Genomic DNA, 24327 nt, shown 5'->3' on the forward strand with positions numbered 1-24327 from the left:
TCCCGCCCGATCCGCCCTGGGCCGCCGAGCGGCACGGTGCCCGGACCTCTACGCTCGGCGAGCGTCGGTGAGCGGGGTCGGGAGGGGCCGGGAGTGCACGATGTGCAGGCGGCTCACGGCGCGGGTGAGGACCACATAGAGGCGGTTCAGTCCGCGCTCCTCGGCGTCGGCGATACCCGACGGTTCGACGGCCACGACGGTGTCGAACTCCAGTCCCTTGGCGAGCGTGGCGGGGACGCACACGATGCGGTGCGACTCCAGGGCATCGGGGTCCTGCCCCAGATGGGCCGCCTGCACGCCCCGCTCCACGAGCCCCCGGTAGAGGGCCTCCAGGTCCCCGTCCGCGGCGATGAGTCCGATGGACCCCTCCTCGTCCAGCGCGCGCTTGCAGGCGTCGAGGGCGGCGGCGACCAGCCCGTCGGAGGGCGCCCGCTCGATGGTCAGCGCGCCGGGCGCCTGCCGGGCCGCGCTCGGGGCGGGCAGGTCCGGGGCGATCGAGGGGAGGAGCCGTGCCGCGAAGTCGATGATCTGGGCCGGCACCCGGTAGCCGCGGCTGAGGACCTGCAAGCGCGCGTCCTCCTTGCCCAGGTGGTGCAGCAGGTCGGCCCATCCGCCGGCAGCGGCCGGCGCGGTGCCCTGGGCGATGTCGCCCAGGACCGTGAGCGAGCCGCCCTGGGCCCGGCGGGCCACGGCCCGGCACTGCATCGGGCTCAGGTCCTGGGCCTCGTCCAGCACGATGTGGCCCAGCGTCGCGGGGCGGCGGACGAGGCACGCGGCCTCGTCGATGAGCACCAGATCGGCCCCGGACCAGGGGGCGGACCGCATCGAGCGCGGGCGCCGCGGGAACCGCACGGCCCGCCGCTCCTCCGGGGAGAGGATCCCCGCGGCGGCGCGCGCCAGCCGGTCGGGATCGGTGAGCAGGCCGAACACCAGCTTGACCGGGTCGGCCTTGGGCCACATGGCGGCCACGGCCGCCTTGACCTCGCGGCCGCGGGACAGCCGCTCGCGGGCACGGGGGTCGTCCGCCCTGCCGTCCGCCTCCATGAGGGTCTGCACCGCCCCGGCCAGGCGCTGCGCCAGCAGCTCCCGCCCGGCCCCGTAGGAGGCCTGCTGGCGGCGGATGCCGTCGACGATGGCGGCGATCTCCTCCGGCGGCACCCGGTACTTGCGCGACCCGACCGTCACCACCAGCGTCTCCTCGGCGGGACGCACCTGGGCCCACAGCGCGCGGGCGATGACCTCGGCCATACGCGCATCGCCCTTGACGCGGGCCGAGGCGGGCTCCTCGGCACCGGCCGGCCCGCCCGGCTCCCCTCGGGCGATCAGCTCCTCCAGGGTGAACTGCCCGGCCTCGGCCTCGCCGAGGGCGGGCAGCACGTTGCGGATGTAGGACAGGAAGGAGCTGCTGGGGCCGACGATCGCCACACCGCCTTCGCGGCGCAGGCGCTCGCGGTCGGTGTAGAGCAGGAAGGCGATGCGGTGCAGGCCCACCGCGGTCTTGCCGGTCCCCGGCGCGCCCTGCACGCACAGGCTGGTGTCCACAGAGGCGCGGACCAGGTCGTCCTGGTCCGGCTGGATGGTGGCGACGATGTCCCGCATGGGGCCGGTGCGGGGGCGTTCGATCTCCGTGGCGAGGAGGTCGGCCGCGAAGCCTCCCGCGCCTCCCGCGCCGCCCTCGGCTCCGTCGGCGAGGTCCTCGTCCTCGAACGCGGTCAGTTCGCCGTCGGCGCCGAACCCGTAGCGGCGGCGGGTCAGCACGCCCATGGGGGAGCGCGGGCCGGCCCGGTAGAAGGCGGACGAGACCGGCGCCCGCCAGTCCAGAACCATCGTCGCCCCGGAGGCGTCGCGGACATTCCGCCGGCCGATATAGGCGAGATCGGCGTCGGGCGTGCGGGTGGGGGTGAAGGGTTCGCCGGGGCCGGCCTCATAAAGGTCGCCGGGAGGGAAAGTGAGGCGTCCGAAAAAGAGCGGCGCGTCCGGGAGTTCGGCCAGGGCCTTCGCGCGGCGCTCGCGCGCGCGTTGCAGAACGGCGTTGGTGTACTTGTCGCCTACGGCATCGCCGAGGGCGGTTCCGGTGGCGAGCACTTCCCGGTGCATTCGGCGGAGGGCCTCGCGGGAGGCGGCGAGGTGGTCCCGTTCCGCGCGGAGTTCGGCGGCGCCGTGCGCGGGTGCGGCTGCGGAATCGGGCAGGCGTGACGGAGGCGTGCACGAGGACACGGAGGACTCCCCGGGATCGGTCGGGCTGGTCGTCGGGGCGGCGGATGCGCGGGTCCCGCCCCGGCGTGGCGACGGCCGGTTCGTTCCGATCCTCTGCGCGTCGGTGTGCCTTCGTGCACTTCCGCCGCGAAGAAGCGATCATACCCGTGAGAGGGGCCACTGACAATCCTCTTTTCCGTCTCCCTGATCCGGAGAATCCGTGTCGGAGCGCCGTGCGCGCACCGGGGTGCCGAATGCGCACGAGCAGCCGTAACGATGGGATAAATCGGGCGCTCCGGGCGGGGTACGGGATCGTGATCACCGGCGGTAGGGGGTATCCGTCCGGTATTTCCACCGGTCCAATCGGAGGCGACGGTGACGACGACGATGACGATCTTCTTCGGTGAGCTGTTCGGAACGGCGATCCTGGTCCTCTTCGGCTGCGGCGTGGTCGCCGCCCATGTTCTGAACAAGTCCAAGGCGCAAGGCGGGGGCTGGGTCCTGATCACCTTCGGGTGGGGCTTCGGCGTCATGGCGGGCGCCTACTTCGCGCTCCCGCTGTCGGGCGGACACATCAACCCGGCGGTCACACTCGGCCTGGCGGCCTCCACCGGAGAGTGGGCCACCGTCCCCGTGTACATGCTCGGCCAGATGCTCGGCGCGATCATCGGCGCCGCCCTGACGTGGCTCGTCTATCTCAGCCAGTTCAAGAACTCCGACGGGCCGTTCCTGGGGATCTTCTCCACCGAGCCCGAGGTGCGCAGCCCGGGCGCCAACTTCCTCACCGAGTTCATCGCCACCGCCGCCCTGCTGTTCATCGTCACCGCCACCGGGCAGAACGAGGAGCTCGCGCTGTCCGGGGTGGGCGTGCTCATCGTCGCCTTGGGCGTGGTCGGCATCGGCATGAGCCTCGGCGGCCCCACGGGGTACGCCATCAACCCCGCCCGCGACCTGGGGCCCCGCATCGTCCACCAGCTCCTGCCCCTGAAGGGCAAGGGCACTTCGGACTGGGGGTACGCCTGGGTGCCCGTCGTCGGCCCGCTGGCCGGCGGCGCGGTGGGCGGCGTCCTCGGCGCTTGGGCGCAGGGACTGGTCTAGCCTCAGGCGCCATCACCGGCGGCGGGCGGGGGCGACCCCGCCCGCTTTCGTCTGCGCCCGCCCGGTGTACTACCGTTTGTAGTCGCAGTCCGCGCAGGTGCGGACGTGCGCAGGGAACAGGGGAGCGGTCGTGGTCGAGGGGCTGACGAGCACCATCCAGCTGGTGTCGCTGGCGATGGCGGTCTGGTGCACCGTCTCCGCGTTCCGGGACCGCCCCATGGTGGTACCGCACCTGGTCGGCATGGCGGTGCTGTGGCTGCTCACCATCGCCCAGGCCGTGGTCTCGTCGGTGGTCTGGGCCGGGGGCGACCCGCCCGCCGAACCGGCGACCCTCGTCGGCTACCTGGCCACCGTGGTGCTCCTGCCCCCGGCGTGCGCCGTGTGGGGGTTCATGGAGCGCAGCCGGTGGGGGCCCGCGGTGATCGCCTTCGCCTGCTTCATCCTCCCGGTCCTGATGGTCCGGCTCGAGCAGATCTGGAACCCGCCCGTTGTCTGAGAGCCCCGTTGTCTGAGAACACCGTGCCGCAGAAGGGGGCCGCCCGCTCCGGGCCCGGCCGGGTCCTGGTCGCGGTCTACGCCGTGTTCGCCCTCGCGGCCACCGCGCGCGCGGGCGTGCAGATCGCCACGCGGTTCGAGGAGGCCCCGCTCGCCTACCTGCTCTCCCTGGCGGCGGGGATCGTCTACATCGTCGCGACCGTGGGCATCGCCAGGAGCGGGCGCACCTCCCACCGGGTGGCCATGGTCTCCTGCGCCATCGAGCTGTGCGGGGTTCTGGCCGTTGGCACGCTCAGCCTGCTGGACCCGGCGGCCTTCCCCGACGACACCGTCTGGTCGGGGTACGGAAGCGGCTACCTGTTCATCCCGCTGGTCCTGCCGGTCCTGGGCATGCTGTGGCTGCGCCATGTGGAGAAGGGGCGGACACCGGAGCGGGCCCAGACTTCCTGAGGGGCCCGGTTCTAAGGTGGCGTCATGAGCGAACCGCGCAGCGAGCACCCGTCCGTCCCGCCCGTCATCGGCCCAGCGCGCTTGGCCGAGCGCATGCGCGAGGGAGGCGACCTGGCCGTCGTCGATGTGCGCTGGTACCTGGACGGCCGCGACGGGCACGAGGCCTACCGCTCCGGCCATCTCCCGGGGGCGGTGTGGGCCGACGTCGACACGGACCTGTCCTCCGAGCCGACCCGGGAGGGCGGGCGCCATCCCCTGCCGACCCCGGAGGCGTTCGCCGAAGCGCTGGGACGCCTCGGCATCGGCGACCGTACGGAGGTCGTCGCCTACGACGATGCCGGAGGCTCCACCGCCGCGCGGCTGGTGTGGATGCTGCGCGTTCTGGGGTCGCCGGCCTCCGTCCTCGACGGCGGGATCCAGGCGTGGGAGGGCCCGCTCGAGAAGGAGGAGGTCCGGCCCGAGCCGCGCGTCCGCACGGCGGTGCCCTGGCCGGCCGAACGCTTCGCCTCCACGGAGGAGCTCAAGGACCTGAAGGAGCGCCCCGCAGGGCGGGTGCTTCTGGACGCCCGCGCGCGCGGGCGCTACACGGGGGAGCAGCCGGCGCCGGTCGACGCGCGCCCCGGACACGTCCCGGGGGCGCGTAGCGCCGAGTGGCAGGGCAATCTCGGGGCCGACGGGCGCTTCGCCGCGCCTGAGCGCCTCAGGGAGCGCTTCGCCGTCCTGGGAGTCGAAGGGGCGGAGTCGGTCACGGCCTACTGCGGGTCCGGGGTGACCGCCTGCCACGACCTCATCGCGCTGGAACACGCCGGTTTCGCGGGGGCGCGCCTGTACCCGGGGTCGTGGAGCGCTTGGGGGGCCGATACCTCGCTTCCGGTGGAGACCGGCGATCCGGAGGGTGGGACGGGCGACGCGCGCTGAACCGGAGCGCGCCGCCGAGACTGCACCGCGTGGCCTCGGGCATCTCGGGTTGGCAGGCGGCCACGCGGTGGACCTTGTGAGGAAGGCAATGACCATGTTCCGTCACGATGGGGTCGGAATGGGGACGACGCGCCGTTCTGTTCTCGAAACCGCACCTAGGTGCCGTCTCACCGGGTTCTAACCCGGCGCGGCGATACTTCATCGCAACAGGGACGAGAAGCCGGAGGAGTTCGGATGAGCGCGGAGGACAGGCGAGAGGCACCGGGCGACGAGCCCCGTACCGATCGGACCCCGGAGAACGCACCGGAGGCTCCGGCGGTGGACCCGACCGCCGACACGGTCGCGGAAGAGCCCCGCGCGGCCCGGGACGACCACGAGACACCGCACGAGGCGTCGCAGCAGGCGCCGCAGGACACGCCACCCGGGGCGCCGGGCCCCGCGGGGGCGGGCCCGTGGACCCCGCCCGGGGGCGCCACGTGGACCATGCGCTCCCAGGGCGGGCACGCTCCGGGCACCGCGGGTGTTGCGGGTGCTGCGGGTGCGCCGCCCCTCGGCGCGCACTCGGGGCCCCAGCCGAGCGTGCAGACGGGGCAGCACACCTCCTGGCAGTACGCCGCCTCCCACCCCTCGGGCCCCCACGCGGCCGGCCACGGGCCCGGCGCCGGGCACCCCGGCGGCGGGGGAGCGGTTCCCCCGACCTGGCCCGGCGCGGTGCCGCCGCCCGGGGGCCAGGACGGCGGAGGCTCCGGCGGCCGCCGCAAGCGCCCGGGGCCGGTGGCGATCGCGGCCGCGACCGCCCTGGTCACCAGCCTGATCGTGGGACCGGCGGCGGCCGTGGCCACGACCTTCCTGACCGGGGGGACGAGCAGTCCGGTCAGCTCGCTCACCGGGGGCACCGCGGGCTCGGTGTCGACCGGCAGCGTCAGCGAGGTCGCCGAGAAGGTGCTGCCGAGCGTGGTCTCGATCCAGACCGGGAGCGGCAGCGGGAGCGGGGTGGTGATCGGCTCCGACGGGAAGATCCTCACCAACGCCCACGTGGTGGCCGGCGCGAGCGGCGACTCGGTCCAGGTGCGGTTCAACGACGGCACGGACGCCCGGGCGAAGGTCCTGGGGGTCGACACCGTCTCCGACATCGCGGTGATCGAGGCCCAGGGCGTCAGCGGGCTGAGCCCGGCCACGTTCGGCGACTCCGACAAGGTCGAGGTCGGCGCGGACGTGGTGGCGATCGGGTCCCCGCTGGGGCTGTCCGGGACGGTGACCTCGGGTGTGGTGAGCGCGGTGGAGCGGCCGGTGAACACCGGGGCCGCCGACGGCGGGCAGGAGGAGCAGGACCCCTTCGGCCTGGGCACGCCCGAGCAGGGGCAGGTGCAGACCTCGACGGTGATCAACGCGATCCAGACCGATGCGCCGATCAACCCCGGCAACTCCGGCGGGCCGCTGATCAACATGAACGGCGAGGTGATCGGCGTCAACACGGCGATCGCCGGGACCTCCTCCGGGGGGCAGGGCGAGCCCGGATCGATCGGGCTGGGCTTCGCGATCCCGATCAACCAGGCCAAGCCCATCGCCGAGCAGCTCATCGACCAGGGCAGCGCGGACTACGCGGCGATCGGCGCCACCGTGGCGGCCGACCGGGACGGCGTGCGCATCGTGGACACCTCCAAGGGAGGGGCCGCGGCCGAGGCCGGCCTGGAGAGCGGCGACGTGGTCACCTCCGTCGACGGCGAGGCGGTGGACGGCCCGGACGGGCTGATCGCCAAGATCCGCTCCAAGCAGCCGGGGGAGACCGTGACCATGGGCTACACGCGGGACGGCAAGGAGGACGAGGTCCAGGTGACCCTGGACGCCCAGTCGGCCGACAGCATCGGCGGCTGAGGCCCGGCGAGCGGCGGGCCGGGAGGGGGACCCCGGTCCGCCGCTCGCCGCGCCGAAGTCGTGCCGCGGGCGCCGACGGTCCGTCCTCCGGGCCCAACGGGGAATGACGAAAGAGCGAGCGGAAATCGAAGAATCGGCCGATCGGCCCTCCCTCGGGAAACTTTTCCTCCCGCTCTGCGCGTTTGGCTTGATAAGAGAGGGCGATAACCCTCTTCACGGGGGAACGGCCGGATTCGGCCGGTGGCGGCGACCTGCGGATTCCTTCCTCATCCGCAGTCGCCGCCCACTGTTTTCCGGGGGTTCGCCGTGAATGCCCGCCGGCGCGGGTAAACACTCGGCAACATGGACGCGGAACCGGGGCCGCACAGGCGGTCGCCCGAAGTATCGTTCCCGGGACCACTCGGGTCCGGGCCGTCCTGGCGGCCAGGGCCCGCCCCGTCCGGCGCAGCCTCGCGGAACCCCGAGCACACCCTCCAGGAGGGCCGAGATGGCCGCACTTCCCTCTGCCGAACCCGCAGCGCCCCCGGAACGCCTGCGCGTGCTCATCGGCACCGACACCTTCCCGCCCGACGTCAACGGCGCCGCCTACTTCACCGCGCGCCTGGCCCGCGGCCTGGCCGCGCGCGGCCACGACGTGCACGTGGTGTGCCAGTCGCCCGACGGCCGCCCCTCCACCGCCCGCGTGGACGGGGTGGTGGAGCACCGGCTGCGCTCGATGTCCTCGCTGGTCCACGAGACCGTCCGGCTGGCCCTTCCGCCGGGCGTCCCCGGCCACCTGGACCGGCTGATCCGGCGCCTGCGCCCGCACGCCGTGCACGTCCAGAACCACTTCGTCGTCGGCCGCCTGCTGATGGCGGCCGCCCGGCGGCACCGGGTGCCGGTGGTGGCCACCAACCACTTCATGCCGGAGAACCTGTTCAACTACCTGTTCGTGCCCGAGGCGCTGCGCGGCCCCGTCGGCCGCCTCGCCTGGCGGGACTTCAGCCGGGCGCTGGCCGGCGCCGAGCACGTCACCACGCCCACCCCCACCGCCGCCCAGCTCCTGCTCGACCAGGGGTTCCCCCGGCCGGTGGAGGCCGTCTCGTGCGGCATCGACCTGCGCCGCTTCCACCCGCCGGGCGCCGGCGGGGAGCCGCGGTCCGCGCTGCGGGCCCGGCTCGGCCTGCCCGACCGGCCCACCTTCGCCTTCGTCGGCCGCCTCGACGAGGAGAAGCGCATCGGCGACCTGGTCCGCGCGGTGCGCCGCACCACCTGCGACGACGCGCAGCTGGTGCTGGCCGGCACCGGGGCCCAGCGCGGCGCCCTGGAACGGCTGGCCGAGGAGGAGGGCGTGGGCGAGAGGGTGCGCTTCCTCGGGTTCGTGCCGCACGAGGACCTGCCGCTGGTGTACCGGGCCGCGGACGTGTTCACCATCGCCGGGATCGCGGAACTGCAGTCGATCGCCACCCTGGAGGCCATGGCCAGCGGGCTGCCGGTGGTGGCCGCCGACGCCATGGCCCTGCCGCACCTGGTGGAGCAGGGCCGCAACGGCTACCTCTACGAGCCGGGCAGCCCCGACGACCTGGCCAAGTACCTGAGCGTCATCCTCGCCTCGCCTGAGGAGCGGGCCCGGATGGGCGCGGAGAGCCGCGCCATGGCGGCCCGGCACGACCACGAGCGCTCGCTCGACCGGTTCGAGCGGATCTACGCCGACGTGGCGCTGAGGTCGTCGGCGCGCGGAGGCTGAGCGGTCCGGGCGGGCCGCTGCGGCCCCGAGGCGCGGGCCAGCGTCACCACGCCGACCGCCCCCAGCACGGCCGCCGCGGCCGCGATCGCGGCGTGCGCGGGGTCGGTGGGAAGCCGCTCGCCGAAGTAGGCGACGCCGATGAGGGTGGCCGCGATCGGGTCGCTGAGCATCAGGGTGGCGTAGGCCAGGGCGAAGTGGTCGGTGCGGTAGGCGTTCTGCATGATGAGCCCGCCGGTGAGGCCGATGCCGACGGCGACCGCCGTCATCGGCTGGAGGGCGGCGGCGGGGTCGGCCAGCGCGGCGATGCCGATCACCCGGCCGAAGGCCGAGGTGGCGGCGTAGGCGACGCCGCTCGCCAGGGCGAAGGCCCCGGCGCGCAGGGCGCCGCGGCAGGAGCGGCCCACGGCCACGCAGAGCGCCATCACGGCGCCCGCCCCCACCGCGATCTCGGTGAGGCCCAGGGTGCCGGGGACGGGGCCCTGGCTGTGCGGAACGGTGGTGAGCAGGCCGGCCAGGGCGATGCTGACTGCGAGCGATCCCAGGATCTGTGCGGGGCTGGGGCGCCGCCGCCGGAACCCGGCCGAGAGCAGCACCGCGAACAGCAGGCCGGTGATGCCGATCGGCTGGATCACCACCAGCGGCGCCTGGGTGAGCGCCCACAGGTGGGCCCCGATGCCGCCCATCGTCAGCAGGGTGCCCAGCCACCACAGGGGCATGCGGAGCAGGGCGCGCAGCAGCGCGAGCTGCCCGATCCCGCGGATGGGTGCGGTGAGCAGCGCCCGGTCGTGCAGGGCGGCCCCCGCGGCGACGGAGAACGCCCCCGAGATCGCCACGGCCACGGCCCACGTCATGGATCCCGCCCTTCCGCGTCCGGGTACCTGCCAGGCACATCGCTTCCGCCGGCGGAAGCGGTTCTCCGGCCGGGGCGCTGCGTGTCGCCCTCGCTGCCGGGTGAGCCTCGGGGGACTGGGCGGGGGGGGGACCGGGCAGACAGGGGCGCCTTGAGGTTACTCCAGAGGGCGGCCCTGCGTGTGCGCGAAGGGGACGAAGCGTCCTCGCAGAGGGAGGGGGAGCGCGGCCCGCACCCGTATCGAGAACAGAACGGCGAGCCGACCGCGCTCGGAGCCGCGGGCAGGCCCCCGATGGGAGGCGGGACGAGGAGCGGGCACCCGGACCGGGGTCTCCAGCCGCCGACCGGCGACCGCCTTGACCGGGAAGCCCGTCGGCGCCAGGGGGCTCGACCGCCGGGGGAGGGGCGGGCGCGGTGTGCGCCGCCCCGTGTCACTCGGCGTCGGACGCCCGCTCGCCGGTCACCGGGAGGGTGAACCCGATGACCGCCCCGCCGCCTTCGCGGTTGGCGGCCTGCACCGTCCCTCCGTGTGCGTGCACGATCTCCTTGACCATGGACAGCCCCAGCCCCGAGCCGGGCAGCGCGCGGGCGGAGTCCGAGCGGTAGAAGCGCTCGAAGACGTGATCGACCTCCTCCGGGGCGATGCCGGGCCCTCGGTCCCTGACCTCCACGCGCCCCTCGCGGACGACGATCTCGATCGGCCCGGCCCCGTCGGTGTCGAACTTCGCGGCGTTCTCCACCGGGTTGGACAGGGCCCGCTCCAGCGCCGTGGGCAGCCCGTGCACCGTGCTCCCGTCGGCGTCGACCACCACCTCCCGGCCGGTCCGCCGCCGGGCCCGGTCGGCGACGCGCTCGGCCAGCGCCCCCAGCTCCACGTCGGCGGGGGCCTCGTCCGCGCGGGTCCCCGTCGCCAGCTGCACCAGTTCGTCGACCAGTTGGGACAGCTCCCGGGTCTCACCCTGCAGGTCGTCGACCAGCCGCTGCTGGGCCTCCGGCCCCAGCCGGTCGAAGGAGCGCATCACGCTGACATTGGTGCGCAGGCTGGTCAGCGGGGTCCGCAGCTCGTGCGAGGCGTTCTGCACCAGCCGCCGCTGCTCGGCCTCGGCGCCCGCCAGCCGGGTCAGCATCGCGTTGAACGCCCGCCCCAGGCGCCCGACCTCGTCCGGGGACGTGCCGCCCTCCGGCGCCACCAGGTCCAGCCGACCGGTGGTGCGCACCTGCTCGGCGGTGTCGGTCAGGCGCACCAGCCGCTTGGTGACCCGCCGCGCCAGCAGCCACCCGGCGCCGGCGGCGACCGCCAGGACCCCCGCGCCCACCACCAGGATCTGCAGGGCGAGCACGTCCAGCATCCGCTCCATCGGGGACAGGCGCTGACCGATCTGGATCGCGCCGTTCCCCCCGCCCAGCGAGACCGTGGCGATCCGGTAGTCCTCGCCGCGCGCGCTGTCCTCGCGGGTGTGCACCACCCCGGCCTCCTGCTCGGCGGCGACCGCCCGGTCGTCGGCGCGCACCGGCAGCACCTCGACGGACCGGTCCGCTCCGATCGGCACCGCCACCGAGCCCCCGGAGCTCAGCGCCTGGTAGGTGAAGGAGTCCGAGTGCAGGAACGTCGGCTGCTGTCCGCCACCGAACGGGGAGGAGGCGGGGGCGCTCAGGTCGGAGGCCAGGCGTTCGGCCGTGGTCTGGAACTCGTCCTCGGCGTCGGCGCGGATCAGCACCGCCGCCGTGCTGTAGGCCAGGGTCCCGGTGAGCAGGCTGGCAACCGCGGCGACCACCGCGAAGGCCACCGCGAACTTGGTGCCCAGCCGCCACCGCTCCGGCGCCGTCAGGCGCGCCGCGACCGCCTTCACCCTCTGCCGCACACCTCAGCCCTCCTGGGGCCGGAGCGTGTAGCCCACGCCCCGGACGGTCTGGATCAGCGGCGGCGCGTCGGGCGAGTCCAGTTTGCGCCGCAGGTAGCTGATGTAGACGGCCAGGTTCTTGGAGTCCGGGCCGAAGTCGTAGCCCCAGATGCGGTCGTAGATCGTGGGGTGGTCGAGCACGATGCCGGCGTTCCGGGCCAGCAGCTCCAGCAGGTCGAACTCGGTCTTGGACAGCTCCACCTCGCGCCCGCCGCGCCAGACCCGCCGTGCGGCGGGGTCCAGGCGCAGGTCGCCGACCTGCAGGACGGGCTCGGGGCGCTCGCCGTCCTCCGGGACGGGGGCGGCCCGGCGCAGCAGCGCGCGGATGCGCGCCAGCAGCTCGTCCAGCTCGAAGGGCTTGGGCAGGTAGTCGTCGGCGCCGGCGTCCAGGCCGGCGACCCGGTCGGAGGTCTCCACCCTGGCGGTGAGCATCAGGATGGGCCGCCGGTCGCCCTCGGCGCGCAGCACCCGGGTGACCCCGAGCCCGTCGACCCCGGGCATCATCACGTCGAGGATCAGCAGGTCCAGCTGTTCGGCGTGGGCTTTGGCGAGGGCCTGTACGCCGTCCTCCGCGGTCAGAACCTCGTGGCCCTCCAGCATGAGGGCGCGTTCGAGGGACTCGCGGATGGCACGGTCGTCGTCGGCGAGGAGGATGCGACCGGCGGAGGCACTGGCGGAGGTCATGGACGCCATCGTCGCCCATCCGGGTGAGACGACGGTAAGAGGACACGGGGTCGCGGTCGCGGTGGTCGTCGGGCATTCGCCCGGCGTCCGGTGCTCGCCCGGTGGCCGTCCGACCGCTGAACGGGGGCGGCGTCGGGCCATGGGCGCGGGGTGACGGACAGGACAGGGCAGGACCGCCTGTCCGACGGCCTGTCGGGGTAGGTACTCCCACGGCGGCCCCAGTCGGGGGTGGACGGCCGCAGAGGACGACACGGGGGAACGACCGGCTCGATGGAGAGCGAGGCACGCGATATGGACACCGGAGAGAGCCCGCGCTGGGTGGTCGTCGGTGTGGACGGTTCGGATTCCAGCCGATACGCGCTGGAATGGTCGGCCAACCAGGCGATGACGTACGGGCTGGGGGTCCGCATCGTCACCGCCGTGTGGCCGCCGGACTCCGAGGGGCCGTTCGGCGAGCTGATCCGCGGGAGCGAGGAGGACGGCGAGACGCCGCGCCAGCACGACGCGCGCGCCCTGCTGGCCTACGCCCGCGACTGGGTGCAGCGGCTGTTCCCGGAGCTGTCGGTGGAGACCAGGGAGGCCGCCGAGCGCCCGGCCGAGGCCCTGCTGCATGCGGCCTCGGAGCCGGGGGTGGCCTGCGTGGTCGTGGGCTCGCGCGGACTGGGCGGGCTCGCCTCGGCGTTCGTCGGCTCGGTGGGCGTGGAACTGGCGGCCAAGTCGCCGGTGCCCACCGTGGTGCTGCCCAAGCACCACGAGACCGCCGAGGGCCGACGCGGCCGCATCATCGTCGGGGTCGACGGCTCCGAGACCGGGGGGCGGGCGCTGGCGTTCGCCTTCCGGCAGGCGGAGCGGAGCGGTGCGGAGGTCGTGGCGGTCTGCGCGTGGCAGCCGATGGCGGCGTTCGCGTCGTCGGTGGGGCCGGTGCCGCCTGAGGCCTTCGACGACGAGGCGGTCGAGGCGGCGGCGCGCCGCACGGCCGAGGCGTCCCTGGAGGACCTGCGCGAGGACCACCCCAAGGTGGTGGTGGACGTGCGCACCGTGCGAGCGCACCCGGTGGTGGCGATCCTGGAGGAGGCCACGCCTGCGGACCTGATCGTCGTCGGCTCCAGGGGCAGGGGCGGATTCAAGGGACTGCTGCTGGGCTCGGTGAGCCAGTCCGTCCTCCACGGCGCCCATGGCCCGGTGGTCGTGGTCCGTTAGAGCACGAGCGTTCGGGCAGCGGGCGGCGAGCGACGGCCGGTGGCCCGTCGGGCCACGCACCGGGGAGTGGGCAGGAACGGCGTACCTCGGGCCGCCGAGTGACCGGGGTCCGGGGAGATGGCGGCAACGGGACGGCAGGTGCCCCGCTCCGGGCTGCTTGCCGGGTGGCGGGGCCCTTCGGCGCAGGGGAAGGGCAGCGACGGCGGAGCTGGTGCCCCGCTCATGGACCCCGACCGGGCGCCGGGCCGCCGCGGAGCCAGGGAGATGCAGCGACGACGAGAAGACCGGGCGGTTCCCCAGGGTTGCTTGTCGGCCGCCGGACCCCTCGCGGTCCGGCAACAGCAGCGGCAACGACGGAACGGCAGGTTCCCCGCTCGCGGCTGCTCGCCCGGCGGCGGGCGGTCGGAGTGCCAGGCAGAGGGCGGCGACGAAGCGGCGGGGCGGTTCCCCGGTGTTGCCGGTCGGCCGCCGGGCCTCCCGCGGTCCGGGCCGGGGGCGCGCTCGGGCCTGGCGCCGCCCGCCCGCACCCGCGGCGCACCCGCCCGGCCCGAGCCGGGCACCCCTCCGACCAAGGACCCCATCCGACCTGGGCTAATACACACCGTCACGGAGGCGGGGCGGGCGGGAGCGCACCGATCGACGCCCCACGGCGGCCTCCGGGCGCGATCCCGGCCAGACCAGAACGGGATTCGGTGCCACGGTGTCCGTATCGCCCCTGTTCGTCCGCGCGTCGGGGAGGCCGGGGCGGCGCAGGAGGGGCGGGGTGCCCGCCCGCGCCGGTCCTCGCGCCGGCGTTGACCCCCTCTTGCTTACCCGGGGTGACCGGAGGCGCTGTAAACGGGTCTGGTGTGCCGACAGGAGGGGCGCCGGGTACCGAATCCCGTTCTGGTCTGGCCACCACCGCACACCCGCCCGGCCTGCGGGGCCGCTCCGAGTGCGCGCGGGGCCCGCACCCCCCTTCCGATCCGGACAGACGGGACGCCCGGCCGGCCGTGCCCGTCGGAGATCGGCCCGGAAGGAGGTGTTCTCCATCGAGAGTGGTGGTAGCGCCACGCAATGTGCAATTGCGTGGCGCTACCACCACTCTCGATGCCCGACTGCCGCCTGGCGCGCCCGGTATGTGCGGAATGCGAAAAAGAAGAGCCCCTCCAGGGCGGCAGGTCGCCCGGCGCTCGACCGGCAGGGCCGGGGAGCCGCCCGGCCTCCTCGTCGTCGCCGCCCTCTGCCTGGCACCCGACCGCCCGCGGTCGTGTCCGCCGGCCCGGTGGAACCCTCCGGGCCCCGGCCAGCCCCCCGAGGGGCGCTGCCTGCCCCCCGCATCGACACCCTTGTTGATCTCGGGCAAGTCGGGGTAATACCGGCGAGTATTACCCCGACTTCCCCGAGATCAACGGCAAGAAGGAGGGGGCGCGCATCCCGGGGCGAACTCGCCGATCGCGCCGCAGCGCTCGCACCTCTCAGAAGGACGCGGCCGAAGGTTCCACCACTCCAGCGGACACGACCCGCTTCGTCGTCGCCGCCTTCGCCCCTTTCGCCCCGGCGGCCCGGCACCCGGCCGGCAGGCGTGAGCGGGGGGCCTGCTGTCCTGTCGTTGCCGCTGCTGTTGCCGGACCGCGAGTGGCCCGGCGGCCGACCGGCGGCCCCGGGGACCCGCGGCGCTTCGTCGTTGCCGCCATCTCCCTGGCACCCCAGCGGGCCGGCGCCCGGCCGGGGTCCATGAGCGGGGCACCAGCTCCGCCGTCGTCGCCGCTCATCGCCGGTACCGCCGGGGCCCTGCCGCCCGGCTGGCAGCCGTGAGCGGGGTACCTGCCGTTCCGTCGTTGCCGCTGCTGTTGCCGGACCGCGAGGGGCCCGGCGGCCGACCGGCGGCCCCGGGGAACCGCCCGGCCCTGTCGTCGCTGCTCACTGCCCTGGCCATGTGCGGACCCGTCGGCCGCCGTGAATGTGTGCGGGGGTGGATCCGTCCGGCCGAGCCTCCGGCGCGGCGCCGCCATCGAGCCGTCCGGATGCGAGGAGGTCGCTGCACCCGCGTCCGCCCCTTGACGGGGGTGCCTGTGCGCGGTTCACTGGCCGACGACGATTACCGACCGGTTGGTATCCCCATGAGGTGGAGGCGGAAGTGAAGTCGTTGCGCGTGCACGGCCCCGGCGAGCCGAAGGACGTCCTGCGGGTGGAGGAGGTCGACCGTCCGGAGCCCGGGGAAGGCCAGGTCCTGGTCCGGGTGCGCTCCGCCGCGGTGAACTTCCCCGACGCGCTACTGTGCCGCGGCACCTACCAGATCAAGCCCGATCCCCCCTTCACCCCGGGCGTCGAGCTGTGCGGCGAGGTGGTCCAGGCCGGGCCCGGCGCGTCCGCCCCCGCCGAGGGCACGCGCGTGCTCGGCACCGCCTCCCTCCCCGACGGGGCCTTCGCCGAGTACGCCCTGATGCCCGCCGACGCGGTCTTCCCCGCCCCCGACGCCCTCACCGACGACGAGGCCGCCTCGCTGTTCATCGGCTACCAGACCGGCTGGTTCGCCCTCCACCGCCGTGCGGCCCTGCAGCCCGGCGAGACCGTGCTGGTGCACGCCGCCGCCGGCGGCGTGGGCAGTGCCGCCGTGCAGCTGGCCAAGGCCGCCGGGGCGCGGGTCATCGGCGTGGTCGGCGGGCCGGACAAGGCCCGGGTGGCCGCCGAGCTCGGCGCCGACGTCGTGGTCGACCGCCGCTCGCAGGACTTCGTCGAGGTCGTCAAGGCCGAGACCGCCGGGCGCGGCGCCGACGTCGTCTTCGACCCGGTCGGCGGCGACTCCTTCGCCCGCTCCACCAAGTGCATCGCCTTCGAGGGGCGGATCGTGATCATCGGGTTCGCCTCCGGGACCATCCCCGAACAGGCGCTCAACCACGTGCTGATCAAGAACTACTCGCTGCTGGGCCTGCACTGGGGCCTGTACCAGCGCCGCGCCCCCGAGCTCATCCCCCAGGCGCACGACCACCTCACCGAACTCGCCGGCAAGGGCCTGGTCAAGCCGCTGGTGAGCGAGCGGGTCGGGTTCGACGGGCTGGCCGCCGGCGTGCAGCGGCTGGCCGACGGCGCGACCGTGGGCCGCCTGGTGTTCGCCCCCTCCGCCTGACCCCGACCGCCGTCCCCGCCCCGCCCCCACTCCGAGGAGTCCCCGTGCCCGGAACCTTCTCCGTCCCCGGAACCATCGCGGTCGTCACCGGCGCCGCCGGAGGCATCGGCCGCGCCGTGGCCGAACGGCTGCTCGCCGACGGCGCGGCCCGGGTCGTCGTCGCCGACCGGGACGGCGACCGCGCCCGCGCCACCGCCGAGGAGCTCGGCCCCCGCGCGTCCTGGGAGGCGTTCGACGTCGCCGACGAGGGAGCCGTCGCCGCCGCCGTCAAGAGGATCTGGGACGGCGTCGGCCCCGTCGACCTGTGGTGCTCCAACGCGGGCGTCGGAGCGGGCGAGGGGCTGGGCGACGACGCCGACTGGGACCTGTCCTGGCGGGTGCACGTGATGGCGCACGTCTACGCGGCCCGCGCGCTCTTCCCGCGGATGGCCGGGCGCGGCGGCCACTTCCTGGTCACCGCCTCGGCGGCCGGGCTGCTGACCAACCTCGACACCGCCCCCTACACCGTCACCAAGCACGGCGCGGTGGCGCTCGCCGAGTGGCTGGCCATCCGCCACGGAGACGAGGGCATCGGGGTCTCGTGCCTGTGCCCGCAGGGCGTCAACACCGCCATGACCGCGGGCGACGGCTCATCGGCCTCCACCCGCCTGGGCGGGCAGTACCTGGAGCCGGAGGAGGTCGCCGATTGCGTCGCCGCGGCGCTGCGCGACGGGCGCTTCCTGATCCTGCCGCACCCCGAGGCAGCCGAGTTCGAGCGCCGCCGCGCGCAGGACCGGGACCGCTGGCTGAAGGGCATGCGCAAGGCCTGGGCCAAGCTCAAGGGCGCGTAAGCGGGCGTGAGGACGGGCGGCCGACCACGCTCGGAGCGTTGAGGGGGTCTCGCTGCAGCGGCTGCGGACGCGGCGGTGGTGCCCCCGGCCCGGTGTTCCTGCCGCCGCCGAAAGCGCCAGAACGCCGAAGGGTGAAGGGACACCGTGCTCCGGCTGGTGGGAGTGGGCCGGACCGGCCCGAAGACCCTGGCCTGCACGTGCCTGGTCCGTAATGTCGACGCCGTTCAGGGGGCACCTCCGCTGGGGTGGTGGAGCTCTCCGGGCCCCGGCCGCCCCCGGGGGCGCTGCCTGCCGCCCGCACCGACACCCTTGTTGATCTCGGGGAAGTCGGGGTAATACCGGCGAGTATTACCCCGACTTCCCCGAGATCAACGGCGAAGAGGGGACGCACCGGGGGCGGGGTCGCCGATCGAGGTGCAGCGGTCGCACCGCTCACAAGGACGCGGCCGAAAGTTCCACCACTCCAGCGGACGCCGTCCGCTCAGGAGGGCCCCGGGACGCCCTAAGCGTGGTGTCCCGGAAGGCCGGAAACGCGGTCGGCGGCAGGTCCATCGGTCCGTCACGGCGCGGTGGGCGCGGCGAGGGGCTCATTGAGCATGGGGGCAGACTCCACTCCCACAACAGGATCCGGAGAACGTACCGGACCACCACACCTGAGGCGCCGGGGCAATGGGGGATGAGAACAGGCCGCCCCCGGCCGTCGCCTCGCCCCCGCAGGCATTCCGCCCTTCGGACCCGACCCCCCCGTGCGTCGGACGCCCGGCACGGGGAAGGACGGTCCCCGGAGGTGGTGCCCGTGATCGTGATCGGACTGTCCTCAGGAACCTCGGTGGACGGCATCGACGCCGCCGCGGCCGACCTCCGGCTGGAGGCGGGCGAGGTCCGCCTGCGGCCGCTCGGCCACCTGACCACCCCCTATCCGCCGGGCCTGCGCGCCGAGGTGCTGGCCGCGCTCCCGCCCGCCGCCACCACCCTGGAGCAGGTGTGCCGGATCGACACCGGCATCGGGCGCGCGTTCGCCGAGGCCGCCCGCGAGGCGGTGGACCGGCTCTGCCCGGGCGGCTCCGCCGACCTGGCGGTCTCCCACGGCCAGACGCTCTACCACTGGGTCGAGGACGGCCGGGTGCGCGGGTCGCTCCAGCTCGGCCAGCCCGCCTGGATCACCGAGGCCACCGGGCTTCCCGTGGTCTCCGACGTGCGCGCCGCCGACATCGCCGCCGGCGGCCAGGGGGCGCCGCTCGCCTCCCTCTTCGACGTGCTCTGGCTCTCCGGCCGCCAGGAGCCCGCCGCGGCCCTGAACATCGGAGGGATCGCCAACCTGACCGTGGTCGGGCCCGGGACCCCGCCGGTGGCCTTCGACACCGGCCCCGGCAACGCGCTCCTCGACGCGGCGGCCGAACTGGCGCCCGGTGAGGAGCGGATGGACGCCGACGGCGAGCGCGCGCTGCGCGGGCAGGTGGCCCCCGACCTTCTGGAGCGCCTCCTCGACGAGCCCTACTACGCCCGCGCCGCCCCGAAGACCACCGGCAAGGAGCTGTTCAGCACCGCCTACCTGGAGCGCGCGCTCGTCGGGACCGACGCCTCGTGGGACGACGTGTTCGCCACGCTGACCGACCTGACCGCCGTCACCGTCGCCGACGCCTGCAAGGCACACGGGGTGGGCGAGGTGCTGGTGTCCGGAGGCGGGGTGCGCAACCCGGCCCTGATGCGGGCCCTGCGCGCTGCGCTGGCGCCCGTCCCGGTGCGCGGGTCGGAGGCGCTGGGCGTGGACCCGGACGCCAAGGAGGCCTGCCTCTTCGCGCTCCTGGGGTTCCTGACCTGGCACGGGATCCCGTCCACGGTCCCCGCGTGCACCGGGGCGGCGCACCCGGTCCTGTCGGGCCGGGTCGGCCGCCCGCACCCTTGGGCCGAACTCCCCGCGCGGCTGCGGATCGACGGCTGAACCCGGTGTCCGGAACCTGTGCGCGCGGCGCCGGCCTGCGCGGTATTTCGGACCAGTGGTGGGGATTCGCCCGATCGGTGTACCTGATCATGGTTCATCGGTGACCATGTCCCTGTGCGCGGATCCGCCGGACCCGGGGGCAGGGCGGGCGCGGACGGACCGGCGTTCGGCGGGCGGGACGACGAGCTCGTCGCCCTGCTGTACCGGGAGTTCCGCGCCCCTCTGCTGAGGAACGTGCGCCTGCTGACCGGCGGCGACGAGCAGTGGGCCGAGGACGTGTTCCAGGAGGCCGCGCTCCGCGCCTGGCGCCGTGCCGAGTACCTGAGCCGCGAGCGCGGCGAGCTGTGGGCGTGGATGATGACGGTGGCCCGGCGGATCGTCATCGACGACCGCCGCCAGCGCGGCACCCGCCCGGTCGAGGTCGAGGCCGACCGGGGGGAGGACCCGGTGGTGCCGGACGCCTCCGAGCCGACCCTGTCGGCCCTGGTGCTCGCGCAGGCGCTGCCCGCCTTGGCCGACCACCACCGCGAGGTGCTGGTCCTGACCTACCTGCGGGACCTGTCGGTGGGGGAGGTCGCCGAGGAGCTGGGGATCCCGCCGGGCACCGTGAAGTCCCGGCTGCACTACGGCCTGCGCGCGCTGCGCGAGGCGGTCGCCGACCAGGGGAGCGATGCGCCGGACCCTGCGGAGTCCCCGTCAGCCGAGTAGGTCCCAGCGGTTCCCGGAGATGTCGAGGAAGACCGCCACACGACCGTAGGGCTCGGTGCGCGGCTCGGAGACGAAGCGGACCCCGGCCTCGACCAGGCGCGCGTAGTCGCGGTCGAAGTCGTCCGCGCGAAGGAAGAAGCCGACGCGCCCGGCGGCCTGGTCGCCGATGGCGGCGGTCTGCTCCGGCCCGTCGGCCCGGGCCAGGAGCAGCCCGGTCGCGGCCCCCGGCGGGCGGACCACCACCCACCTCTTGGGGCGCCGCCCGACGCTGGTCAGCGCCGGGGAGTCCTCGACGAGCTCGAAGCCGAGGGTGTCGACGAAGAAGGCGATGGCCGGGTCGTAGTCCTCGACGATGAGGGAGACCAGATCCAGGTTCATCCCCCGAGCCTAAGGACCCTTCGGACAATACGCGCGGCCCCGCCGGGGACCGGGGACCGGACACCACACCCCCGCCCGCGACCACGGAACCACGGAAAACCTCGGCACCGAGGCTCTTGGAAGCCCCCCGGTGCGCTCACCGGGTGCTGCCAGGGGGCGAGAGGCGCAGGGCCAGGGCCGGGCACATGTCGGCCGCCTTGGCGGCCTCGGCCTCGAAGCGGTCGGGGACGGTGATCTCCGGGGACTCCGGGTAGCCGTGCCGGTCCAGCCGGATCAGTCCGGGCGCCAGGTGGGCGCACAGCCCGTGGGCGTCGCACCGCGACCAGTCCACCGCCAGCCGCGCCTGCGCCGCCGTTCCCCCGGGAAGCGGCAGCACCCCGTGCGCCCCCGGCCGGCACGATCCGGTGACGGCGTGCACCGCGATGTCGTCGCGGAAGGCCCCCAGCGCCGACACCGCCAGCCGCGCCGCGCCGTCGGGGTGCGCGCACGCCCCCCGGCCCGCCCCCACGGCCGCGGCCTCCGCGACCGCCTCGGGCGTCCCCTCGCCCTCGGCCAGGTCGGTGAAGGCGCGGGCCAGCCTGGGCAGCCCCCGCACGCACGGCCCGCACTGGCGGGCGTTCTCCTCGGCCAGGTAGCGCAGCACCCGCGCGGTCTCGGCGAGCGGGCAGGCGTCGGGGCCGAGGGGCAGCACGATCCCGGCCCCGAGCGCGCCGCCCCGCCGTTCCAGGCCCGCGCGCGAGAGCTCGGTCCCGGCGGCGTCCCGGGGCGCCAGCCATGCCCCGTGGTACCCGCCCACGAGCACCCCCCGCCCCGCTCCGGCCCCGCAGGCCTGGAGCACCTCGCCCAGCGGGGTGCCCAGCGGTGCCTCCACGACCGCGGGCGCCCCGGCGGCTCCGCCCACCGTCAGCAGCAGCGTCCCCGGCTCCCCGGGGGCCCCGACCACGCCGAACCGGTCCGCCCCCAGGGCGGCCAGCACCGCCAGCTGGGCGAAGGTCTCGGCGTTGGACAGCAGCGTGGGCAGCCCGTCCACGCCCGCGTCGCTGGCCCGGCCCTTCACCCCCGGCGGGATGGGGGTGCGCCCGTTGATGCCGCGGACCAGCGCGCCGCCCTCCCCCGACAGGAAGCGCTCGGGCAGGCGCACCACCCGGACCGCCGGCCCCGGCCCGCGCTCGGCGATCGCGTCCAGCAATGACCGCTCGGCGGCGCCCTCGCCGGCGGTGCCCACCACCACCTCGGGCGCGTCCAGCGCGGACGCGGCCAGCTCCGCGCCGTCCAGCACCAGGTGCGGGGCCAGCGCCAGCAGCGTGCGGTCCTTCAGGCTGCCCGGCTCGCCCTCGGCGGCGTTGACCACCACCCGGGTGCGGCCGCCGCGCCGGGCGACCGCCCGCAGCACCGCGGCGAGCTTGCGGGCGAGGGGGAAGTGCGCCCCGCCGCGCCCGCGCAGGTCGCCCAGGCCGGCCAGGGCCACCAGGTCGTCGGCGCGCAGCCGGGGCGGTTCGGGGTGCAGGGCGCGGTGGGCGGCCAGGGCCAGGCGGGCCCCGTCCTCCAGCCCGGCGGTGAGCCGGGCCGGGCCCAGCGTGCGGACCGCGGCCGGGGCGCTCACCGGCGCCCCTCGCGGATGGTGGCCCAGAACTCCAGGTCCTCGGCCAGGCCGTCGCCGTCCTCCGCCCCGTCCGGGCGCCGGGGGCGCGCCCGCCCCCGCGGCCGCCTCCACACGTCGTCCCCGTCGTCCCCGCCGGAGCGGACCACCCGCACCCGCCGCTCGGCGTCGGAGCGCCCCGGGTCCGGCCCGGCGGCCACCAGCAGCCGGGCGGCCAGGGCCAGCCCGACCGCGGCCAGGCACAGCCCGTAGCCCGCCACCACGAGGCCGGGGGGTTCGCGCCCGGCGGTGAGCCCGTGCACGATCGCCAGCGGCCAGCACAGGTAGGCGCTCACGTGCACGGCCCGCCACACCCGGGGCCGGCCCCCGCCGGCGAACCGCCGCCGGAGCAGGCCGGTGGCGACGATCGCCAGCAGCAGGTCGGTGGAGAGCGCGCCGAAGGCCACCGCCGCGTCGGCGCCGAACGGCAGCACCGCGTGGTGGACGGCGGCCCGGCCGAACGCCACCTGCAGGGTCACGTGGGCGATGAGGAACCCCACCGCGGCCACCGCCACGGACCGGTGCACCGCCTGCAGCGCCACCCGGTGCCGCACCTGGAGCACGATCCGGTCGGTGGCGAGCAGCCCGCAGACGGTCGCGGCGGTCAGGCCGAGCAGGGCCAGCACCCCCGACATCGCCCACAGGAAATCCTGGAACGCGCGCATGAAATCCAATTGGCGCGGCGCGGCAAGGGCCACGATGGTGTTCGCTATAACTAGTCCGATTAGGAGGAATCCATGGGCGACCAATGGCCGCCGTCGGGTCTTGAGGGGGATATCGATCGAGGTCAGAACCTGTTTGACGGATTGCAAGACGGTTCGTTCGGGCATTATGTGCCTCCGTCTGGCGTGGGTTGGTGGCAGAACATAGCACGCGTGTGGCGCACGTGGGGAGATTCAAGAAATTTGCCCGGGAGGTGAACCGGGGGCGGCCTGTGTGCGTATCTCTAAGCGATAACGCCCGTGAAACGGGTCGGCAACTGAACAGGGAATGACCGAGGAACCGGACGGAGGAGGAACGTGGAAGCACCCGGAAGTCTCAGCCTGGTCCTGGTCGGCGCGGCCGCGGCGGTGCTCGCGGCAGGATGCGGCGGCCCGGACGAGGTCCCCGAGTACGACGCGGCCCCCGCGGACGAGGGCGGGGACGGGACGGAGGAGGCGTCCCCGGACACGTCGCTGGCCGTGCGGGAAGGCACCGGCGTCGGCGACGTGGTGGCCGACGCGGACGGCTACACGCTCTACATGTACACCCAGGACGTCTCCGATCCGCCGACCGCCACCTGCGCCGGGGACTGCGCCCGGCAGTGGCCGCCGGCGCTGGACGAGGGGGGCGCCCCGCCCGAGGGCATCGACGCCGACCTGGTCGGCAGTGTCGAACGGGACGACGGCGATGCCCAGCTCACCCTGGACGGGTGGCCGCTGTACCGGTACGCGGGCGACGTGGAGCCCGGCGACGTCAACGGCGAGGGCGCGGGCGGCCTCTGGTACGCCGTGGCCCCCGGCGGCGGCAAGGCCGCGGAGGCCGGCGGCGGGGGCGGCGGCGAGGGCGCCCCGGCCGAGGAGTCCCCCGCCGAGGCCCCCTCGTCGGACGGCGGCTACGACGCACCGGAGGGCGGCTACGACGACGGGGCCGGCGATGGCGACGGCGGATACGGGTACTGACCCCTCCGGGGGCCGCGGGCGCCGCCGCTTCAGGATCCGGTCGCTCTCCTCGCTCGGCGCCGTCGAGTTCGCCGGGGTGGCCGTCTTCCTGATCATCTCCACCCTCACGGTGTTCATGGTGGTCCCGCACGGGGCCATGACCGCCACCGGCGTCTTCTGGCGCGAGTGGGAGATGACCGACTACGGCCCGCTCGGCCCGGCCGACCGCAGCGCCCTCGCCAAGGTCCGCCAGGCCAACCTGTGGGAGATCCCCACCGGCCAGCAGGCCGAGGAGCGCGCCCGCAGCGACCGCGTCCGCGAGGTCGGCGGCACCCTGGCCGACGACCACATCCGCATGGACGAGCAGGTCCGCGACGTCGCCCGCAAGCTCGACGTGGAGCTGCCGACCATGCCCACCGGGCAGCAGCAGGACTGGATGGACGAACTCGCCGGACTCTCCGGCGACGCCTACGACCGCGCCGCGGTCAACCGGCTGCGCTACGCCCACGGAGAGGTGATCCAGGTGCTGGCCGAGGTCCGCGCCGGCACCCGCAACGACCTGGTGCGCTCCTTCGTCCAGCACGCCATGTTCATGGTGCTCAAGCACATCACGCTGCTGGAGGGCACCGGGCTGGTGGATTTCGAGCGGCTCCCCGAGCCGCCGCCGCCCGAGCGCCGCAGGGGCTGA

Annotated in this window: 20 protein-coding genes; 13 read left to right on the top strand and 7 right to left on the bottom strand. The window is 74.9% G+C overall.

Translation table 11 applies throughout. The features are described from left to right. Positions 1–48: 48 nt before the first annotated feature. The gene (locus tag C892_RS0117295; protein WP_017558203.1) at positions 49–2097 is read right to left on the bottom strand and encodes a HelD family protein; all 2049 of its coding nucleotides are present in this window, start codon (positions 2095–2097) and stop codon (positions 49–51) included. A gap of 486 nt (positions 2098–2583) precedes the next feature. Between C892_RS0117295 and C892_RS0117300 the strand changes: the two genes are divergently transcribed. From C892_RS0117300 to C892_RS0117325, 6 genes are all read left to right on the top strand, one after another. Then, positions 2584–3294: an MIP/aquaporin family protein gene (locus tag C892_RS0117300; protein WP_017558205.1), complete on the top strand. Its 711-nt coding sequence runs from the start codon at positions 2584–2586 to the stop codon at positions 3292–3294. Positions 3295–3424: 130 nt separating this feature from the next. Next, positions 3425–3790 carry a hypothetical protein gene (locus C892_RS0117305; protein WP_017538872.1) on the top strand — a complete coding sequence of 122 codons (366 nt, stop codon included), beginning with the start codon at positions 3425–3427 and terminating at the stop codon, positions 3788–3790. 8 nt (positions 3791–3798) lie between these two features. After that, positions 3799–4239, top strand: a complete 441-nt coding sequence (locus tag C892_RS0117310) for a hypothetical protein (RefSeq protein WP_017558206.1) — start codon at positions 3799–3801, stop codon at positions 4237–4239. A gap of 24 nt (positions 4240–4263) precedes the next feature. Then, a complete protein-coding gene (locus C892_RS0117315) occupies positions 4264–5157 on the top strand; it encodes a sulfurtransferase (RefSeq protein ID WP_017558207.1) in 894 nt (297 codons plus the stop codon). 234 nt (positions 5158–5391) lie between these two features. After that, positions 5392–7032: a S1C family serine protease gene (locus C892_RS0117320; protein ID WP_017558208.1), complete on the top strand. Its 1641-nt coding sequence runs from the start codon at positions 5392–5394 to the stop codon at positions 7030–7032. Positions 7033–7519: 487 nt separating this feature from the next. Then, positions 7520–8758: a glycosyltransferase gene (locus tag C892_RS0117325; protein WP_017558209.1), complete on the top strand. Its 1239-nt coding sequence runs from the start codon at positions 7520–7522 to the stop codon at positions 8756–8758. Here C892_RS0117325 and C892_RS0117330 read toward each other — a convergent pair. From C892_RS0117330 to C892_RS0117340, 3 genes are all read right to left on the bottom strand, one after another. After that, positions 8716–9609: a DMT family transporter gene (locus C892_RS0117330; RefSeq protein WP_017558210.1), complete on the bottom strand. Its 894-nt coding sequence runs from the start codon at positions 9607–9609 to the stop codon at positions 8716–8718. The two genes, C892_RS0117325 and C892_RS0117330, sit on opposite strands and share 43 nt — an antisense overlap. Before the next feature lie 430 nt (positions 9610–10039). Then, the gene (locus C892_RS0117335) at positions 10040–11470 is read right to left on the bottom strand and encodes a sensor histidine kinase (protein WP_017558211.1); all 1431 of its coding nucleotides are present in this window, start codon (positions 11468–11470) and stop codon (positions 10040–10042) included. Between the two features lie 3 nt (positions 11471–11473). After that, the gene (locus tag C892_RS0117340) at positions 11474–12193 is read right to left on the bottom strand and encodes a response regulator transcription factor (protein ID WP_017538879.1); all 720 of its coding nucleotides are present in this window, start codon (positions 12191–12193) and stop codon (positions 11474–11476) included. A 291-nt stretch (positions 12194–12484) separates the two neighbouring features. On the opposite strand from C892_RS0117340, the gene C892_RS0117345 reads away from it, so the two are divergent. The 5 genes from C892_RS0117345 (at position 12485) to C892_RS0117365 (ending at position 19982) form a co-directional block, all read left to right on the top strand. Further along, positions 12485–13393, top strand: a complete 909-nt coding sequence (locus C892_RS0117345) for a universal stress protein (RefSeq protein WP_017558212.1) — start codon at positions 12485–12487, stop codon at positions 13391–13393. Positions 13394–15512: 2119 nt separating this feature from the next. Continuing rightward, a complete protein-coding gene (locus C892_RS0117350; RefSeq protein ID WP_026124442.1) occupies positions 15513–16502 on the top strand; it encodes an NADPH:quinone oxidoreductase family protein in 990 nt (329 codons plus the stop codon). A gap of 44 nt (positions 16503–16546) precedes the next feature. Beyond that, a complete protein-coding gene (locus C892_RS0117355; protein WP_017558214.1) occupies positions 16547–17332 on the top strand; it encodes an SDR family oxidoreductase in 786 nt (261 codons plus the stop codon). 787 nt (positions 17333–18119) lie between these two features. Beyond that, a complete protein-coding gene (locus C892_RS0117360; protein ID WP_017558215.1) occupies positions 18120–19274 on the top strand; it encodes an anhydro-N-acetylmuramic acid kinase in 1155 nt (384 codons plus the stop codon). Between the two features lie 114 nt (positions 19275–19388). Then, the gene (locus C892_RS0117365) at positions 19389–19982 is read left to right on the top strand and encodes a sigma-70 family RNA polymerase sigma factor (RefSeq protein ID WP_017558216.1); all 594 of its coding nucleotides are present in this window, start codon (positions 19389–19391) and stop codon (positions 19980–19982) included. Here C892_RS0117365 and C892_RS0117370 read toward each other — a convergent pair. From C892_RS0117370 to C892_RS29125, 3 genes are all read right to left on the bottom strand, one after another. Next, entirely contained in the window at positions 19971–20360 is a 390-nt protein-coding gene (locus C892_RS0117370; RefSeq protein WP_017540787.1) for a VOC family protein, read from the bottom strand. The genes C892_RS0117365 and C892_RS0117370 overlap by 12 nt on opposite strands. Before the next feature lie 136 nt (positions 20361–20496). After that, on the bottom strand, positions 20497–21963 hold the full coding sequence (locus C892_RS0117375) for an NADH-quinone oxidoreductase subunit NuoF family protein (protein ID WP_017558217.1): 1467 nt from the start codon (positions 21961–21963) through the stop codon (positions 20497–20499). After that, a complete protein-coding gene (locus tag C892_RS29125; protein ID WP_051060559.1) occupies positions 21960–22664 on the bottom strand; it encodes a ferric reductase-like transmembrane domain-containing protein in 705 nt (234 codons plus the stop codon). Before C892_RS29125 ends, C892_RS0117375 begins: the two co-directional genes overlap by 4 nt. Before the next feature lie 354 nt (positions 22665–23018). On the opposite strand from C892_RS29125, the gene C892_RS0117385 reads away from it, so the two are divergent. Further along, positions 23019–23660 (top strand): COG4315 family predicted lipoprotein, encoded by a 642-nt coding sequence (locus C892_RS0117385; RefSeq protein WP_017558218.1) that lies wholly within the window; start codon positions 23019–23021, stop codon positions 23658–23660. Continuing rightward, positions 23635–24327, top strand: coding sequence for a DUF4142 domain-containing protein (locus C892_RS0117390; RefSeq protein ID WP_017558219.1), 693 nt, complete (start codon positions 23635–23637; stop codon positions 24325–24327). The genes C892_RS0117385 and C892_RS0117390 overlap by 26 nt, the downstream gene beginning before the upstream one ends.

The organism is Nocardiopsis baichengensis YIM 90130 (genome assembly GCF_000341205.1).
Lineage (GTDB): Bacteria > Actinomycetota > Actinomycetes > Streptosporangiales > Streptosporangiaceae > Nocardiopsis_A > Nocardiopsis_A halophila.

What these genes read in the sequence shown, in the direction of transcription:
- C892_RS0117295 (WP_017558203.1), bottom strand. Translation starts at nt 2,097, where the DNA reads ATGCACCGGGAAGTGCTCGCCACCGGAACCGCCCTCGGCGATGCCGTA.
- C892_RS0117300 (WP_017558205.1), top strand. Translation starts at nt 2,584, where the DNA reads ATGACGATCTTCTTCGGTGAGCTGTTCGGAACGGCGATCCTGGTCCTC.
- C892_RS0117315 (WP_017558207.1), top strand. Translation starts at nt 4,264, where the DNA reads ATGAGCGAACCGCGCAGCGAGCACCCGTCCGTCCCGCCCGTCATCGGC.
- C892_RS0117320 (WP_017558208.1), top strand. Translation starts at nt 5,392, where the DNA reads ATGAGCGCGGAGGACAGGCGAGAGGCACCGGGCGACGAGCCCCGTACC.
- C892_RS0117325 (WP_017558209.1), top strand. Translation starts at nt 7,520, where the DNA reads ATGGCCGCACTTCCCTCTGCCGAACCCGCAGCGCCCCCGGAACGCCTG.
- C892_RS0117330 (WP_017558210.1), bottom strand. Translation starts at nt 9,609, where the DNA reads ATGACGTGGGCCGTGGCCGTGGCGATCTCGGGGGCGTTCTCCGTCGCC.
- C892_RS0117340 (WP_017538879.1), bottom strand. Translation starts at nt 12,193, where the DNA reads ATGACCTCCGCCAGTGCCTCCGCCGGTCGCATCCTCCTCGCCGACGAC.
- C892_RS0117345 (WP_017558212.1), top strand. Translation starts at nt 12,485, where the DNA reads ATGGACACCGGAGAGAGCCCGCGCTGGGTGGTCGTCGGTGTGGACGGT.
- C892_RS0117370 (WP_017540787.1), bottom strand. Translation starts at nt 20,360, where the DNA reads ATGAACCTGGATCTGGTCTCCCTCATCGTCGAGGACTACGACCCGGCC.
- C892_RS29125 (WP_051060559.1), bottom strand. Translation starts at nt 22,664, where the DNA reads ATGCGCGCGTTCCAGGATTTCCTGTGGGCGATGTCGGGGGTGCTGGCC.
- C892_RS0117390 (WP_017558219.1), top strand. Translation starts at nt 23,635, where the DNA reads ATGGCGACGGCGGATACGGGTACTGACCCCTCCGGGGGCCGCGGGCGC.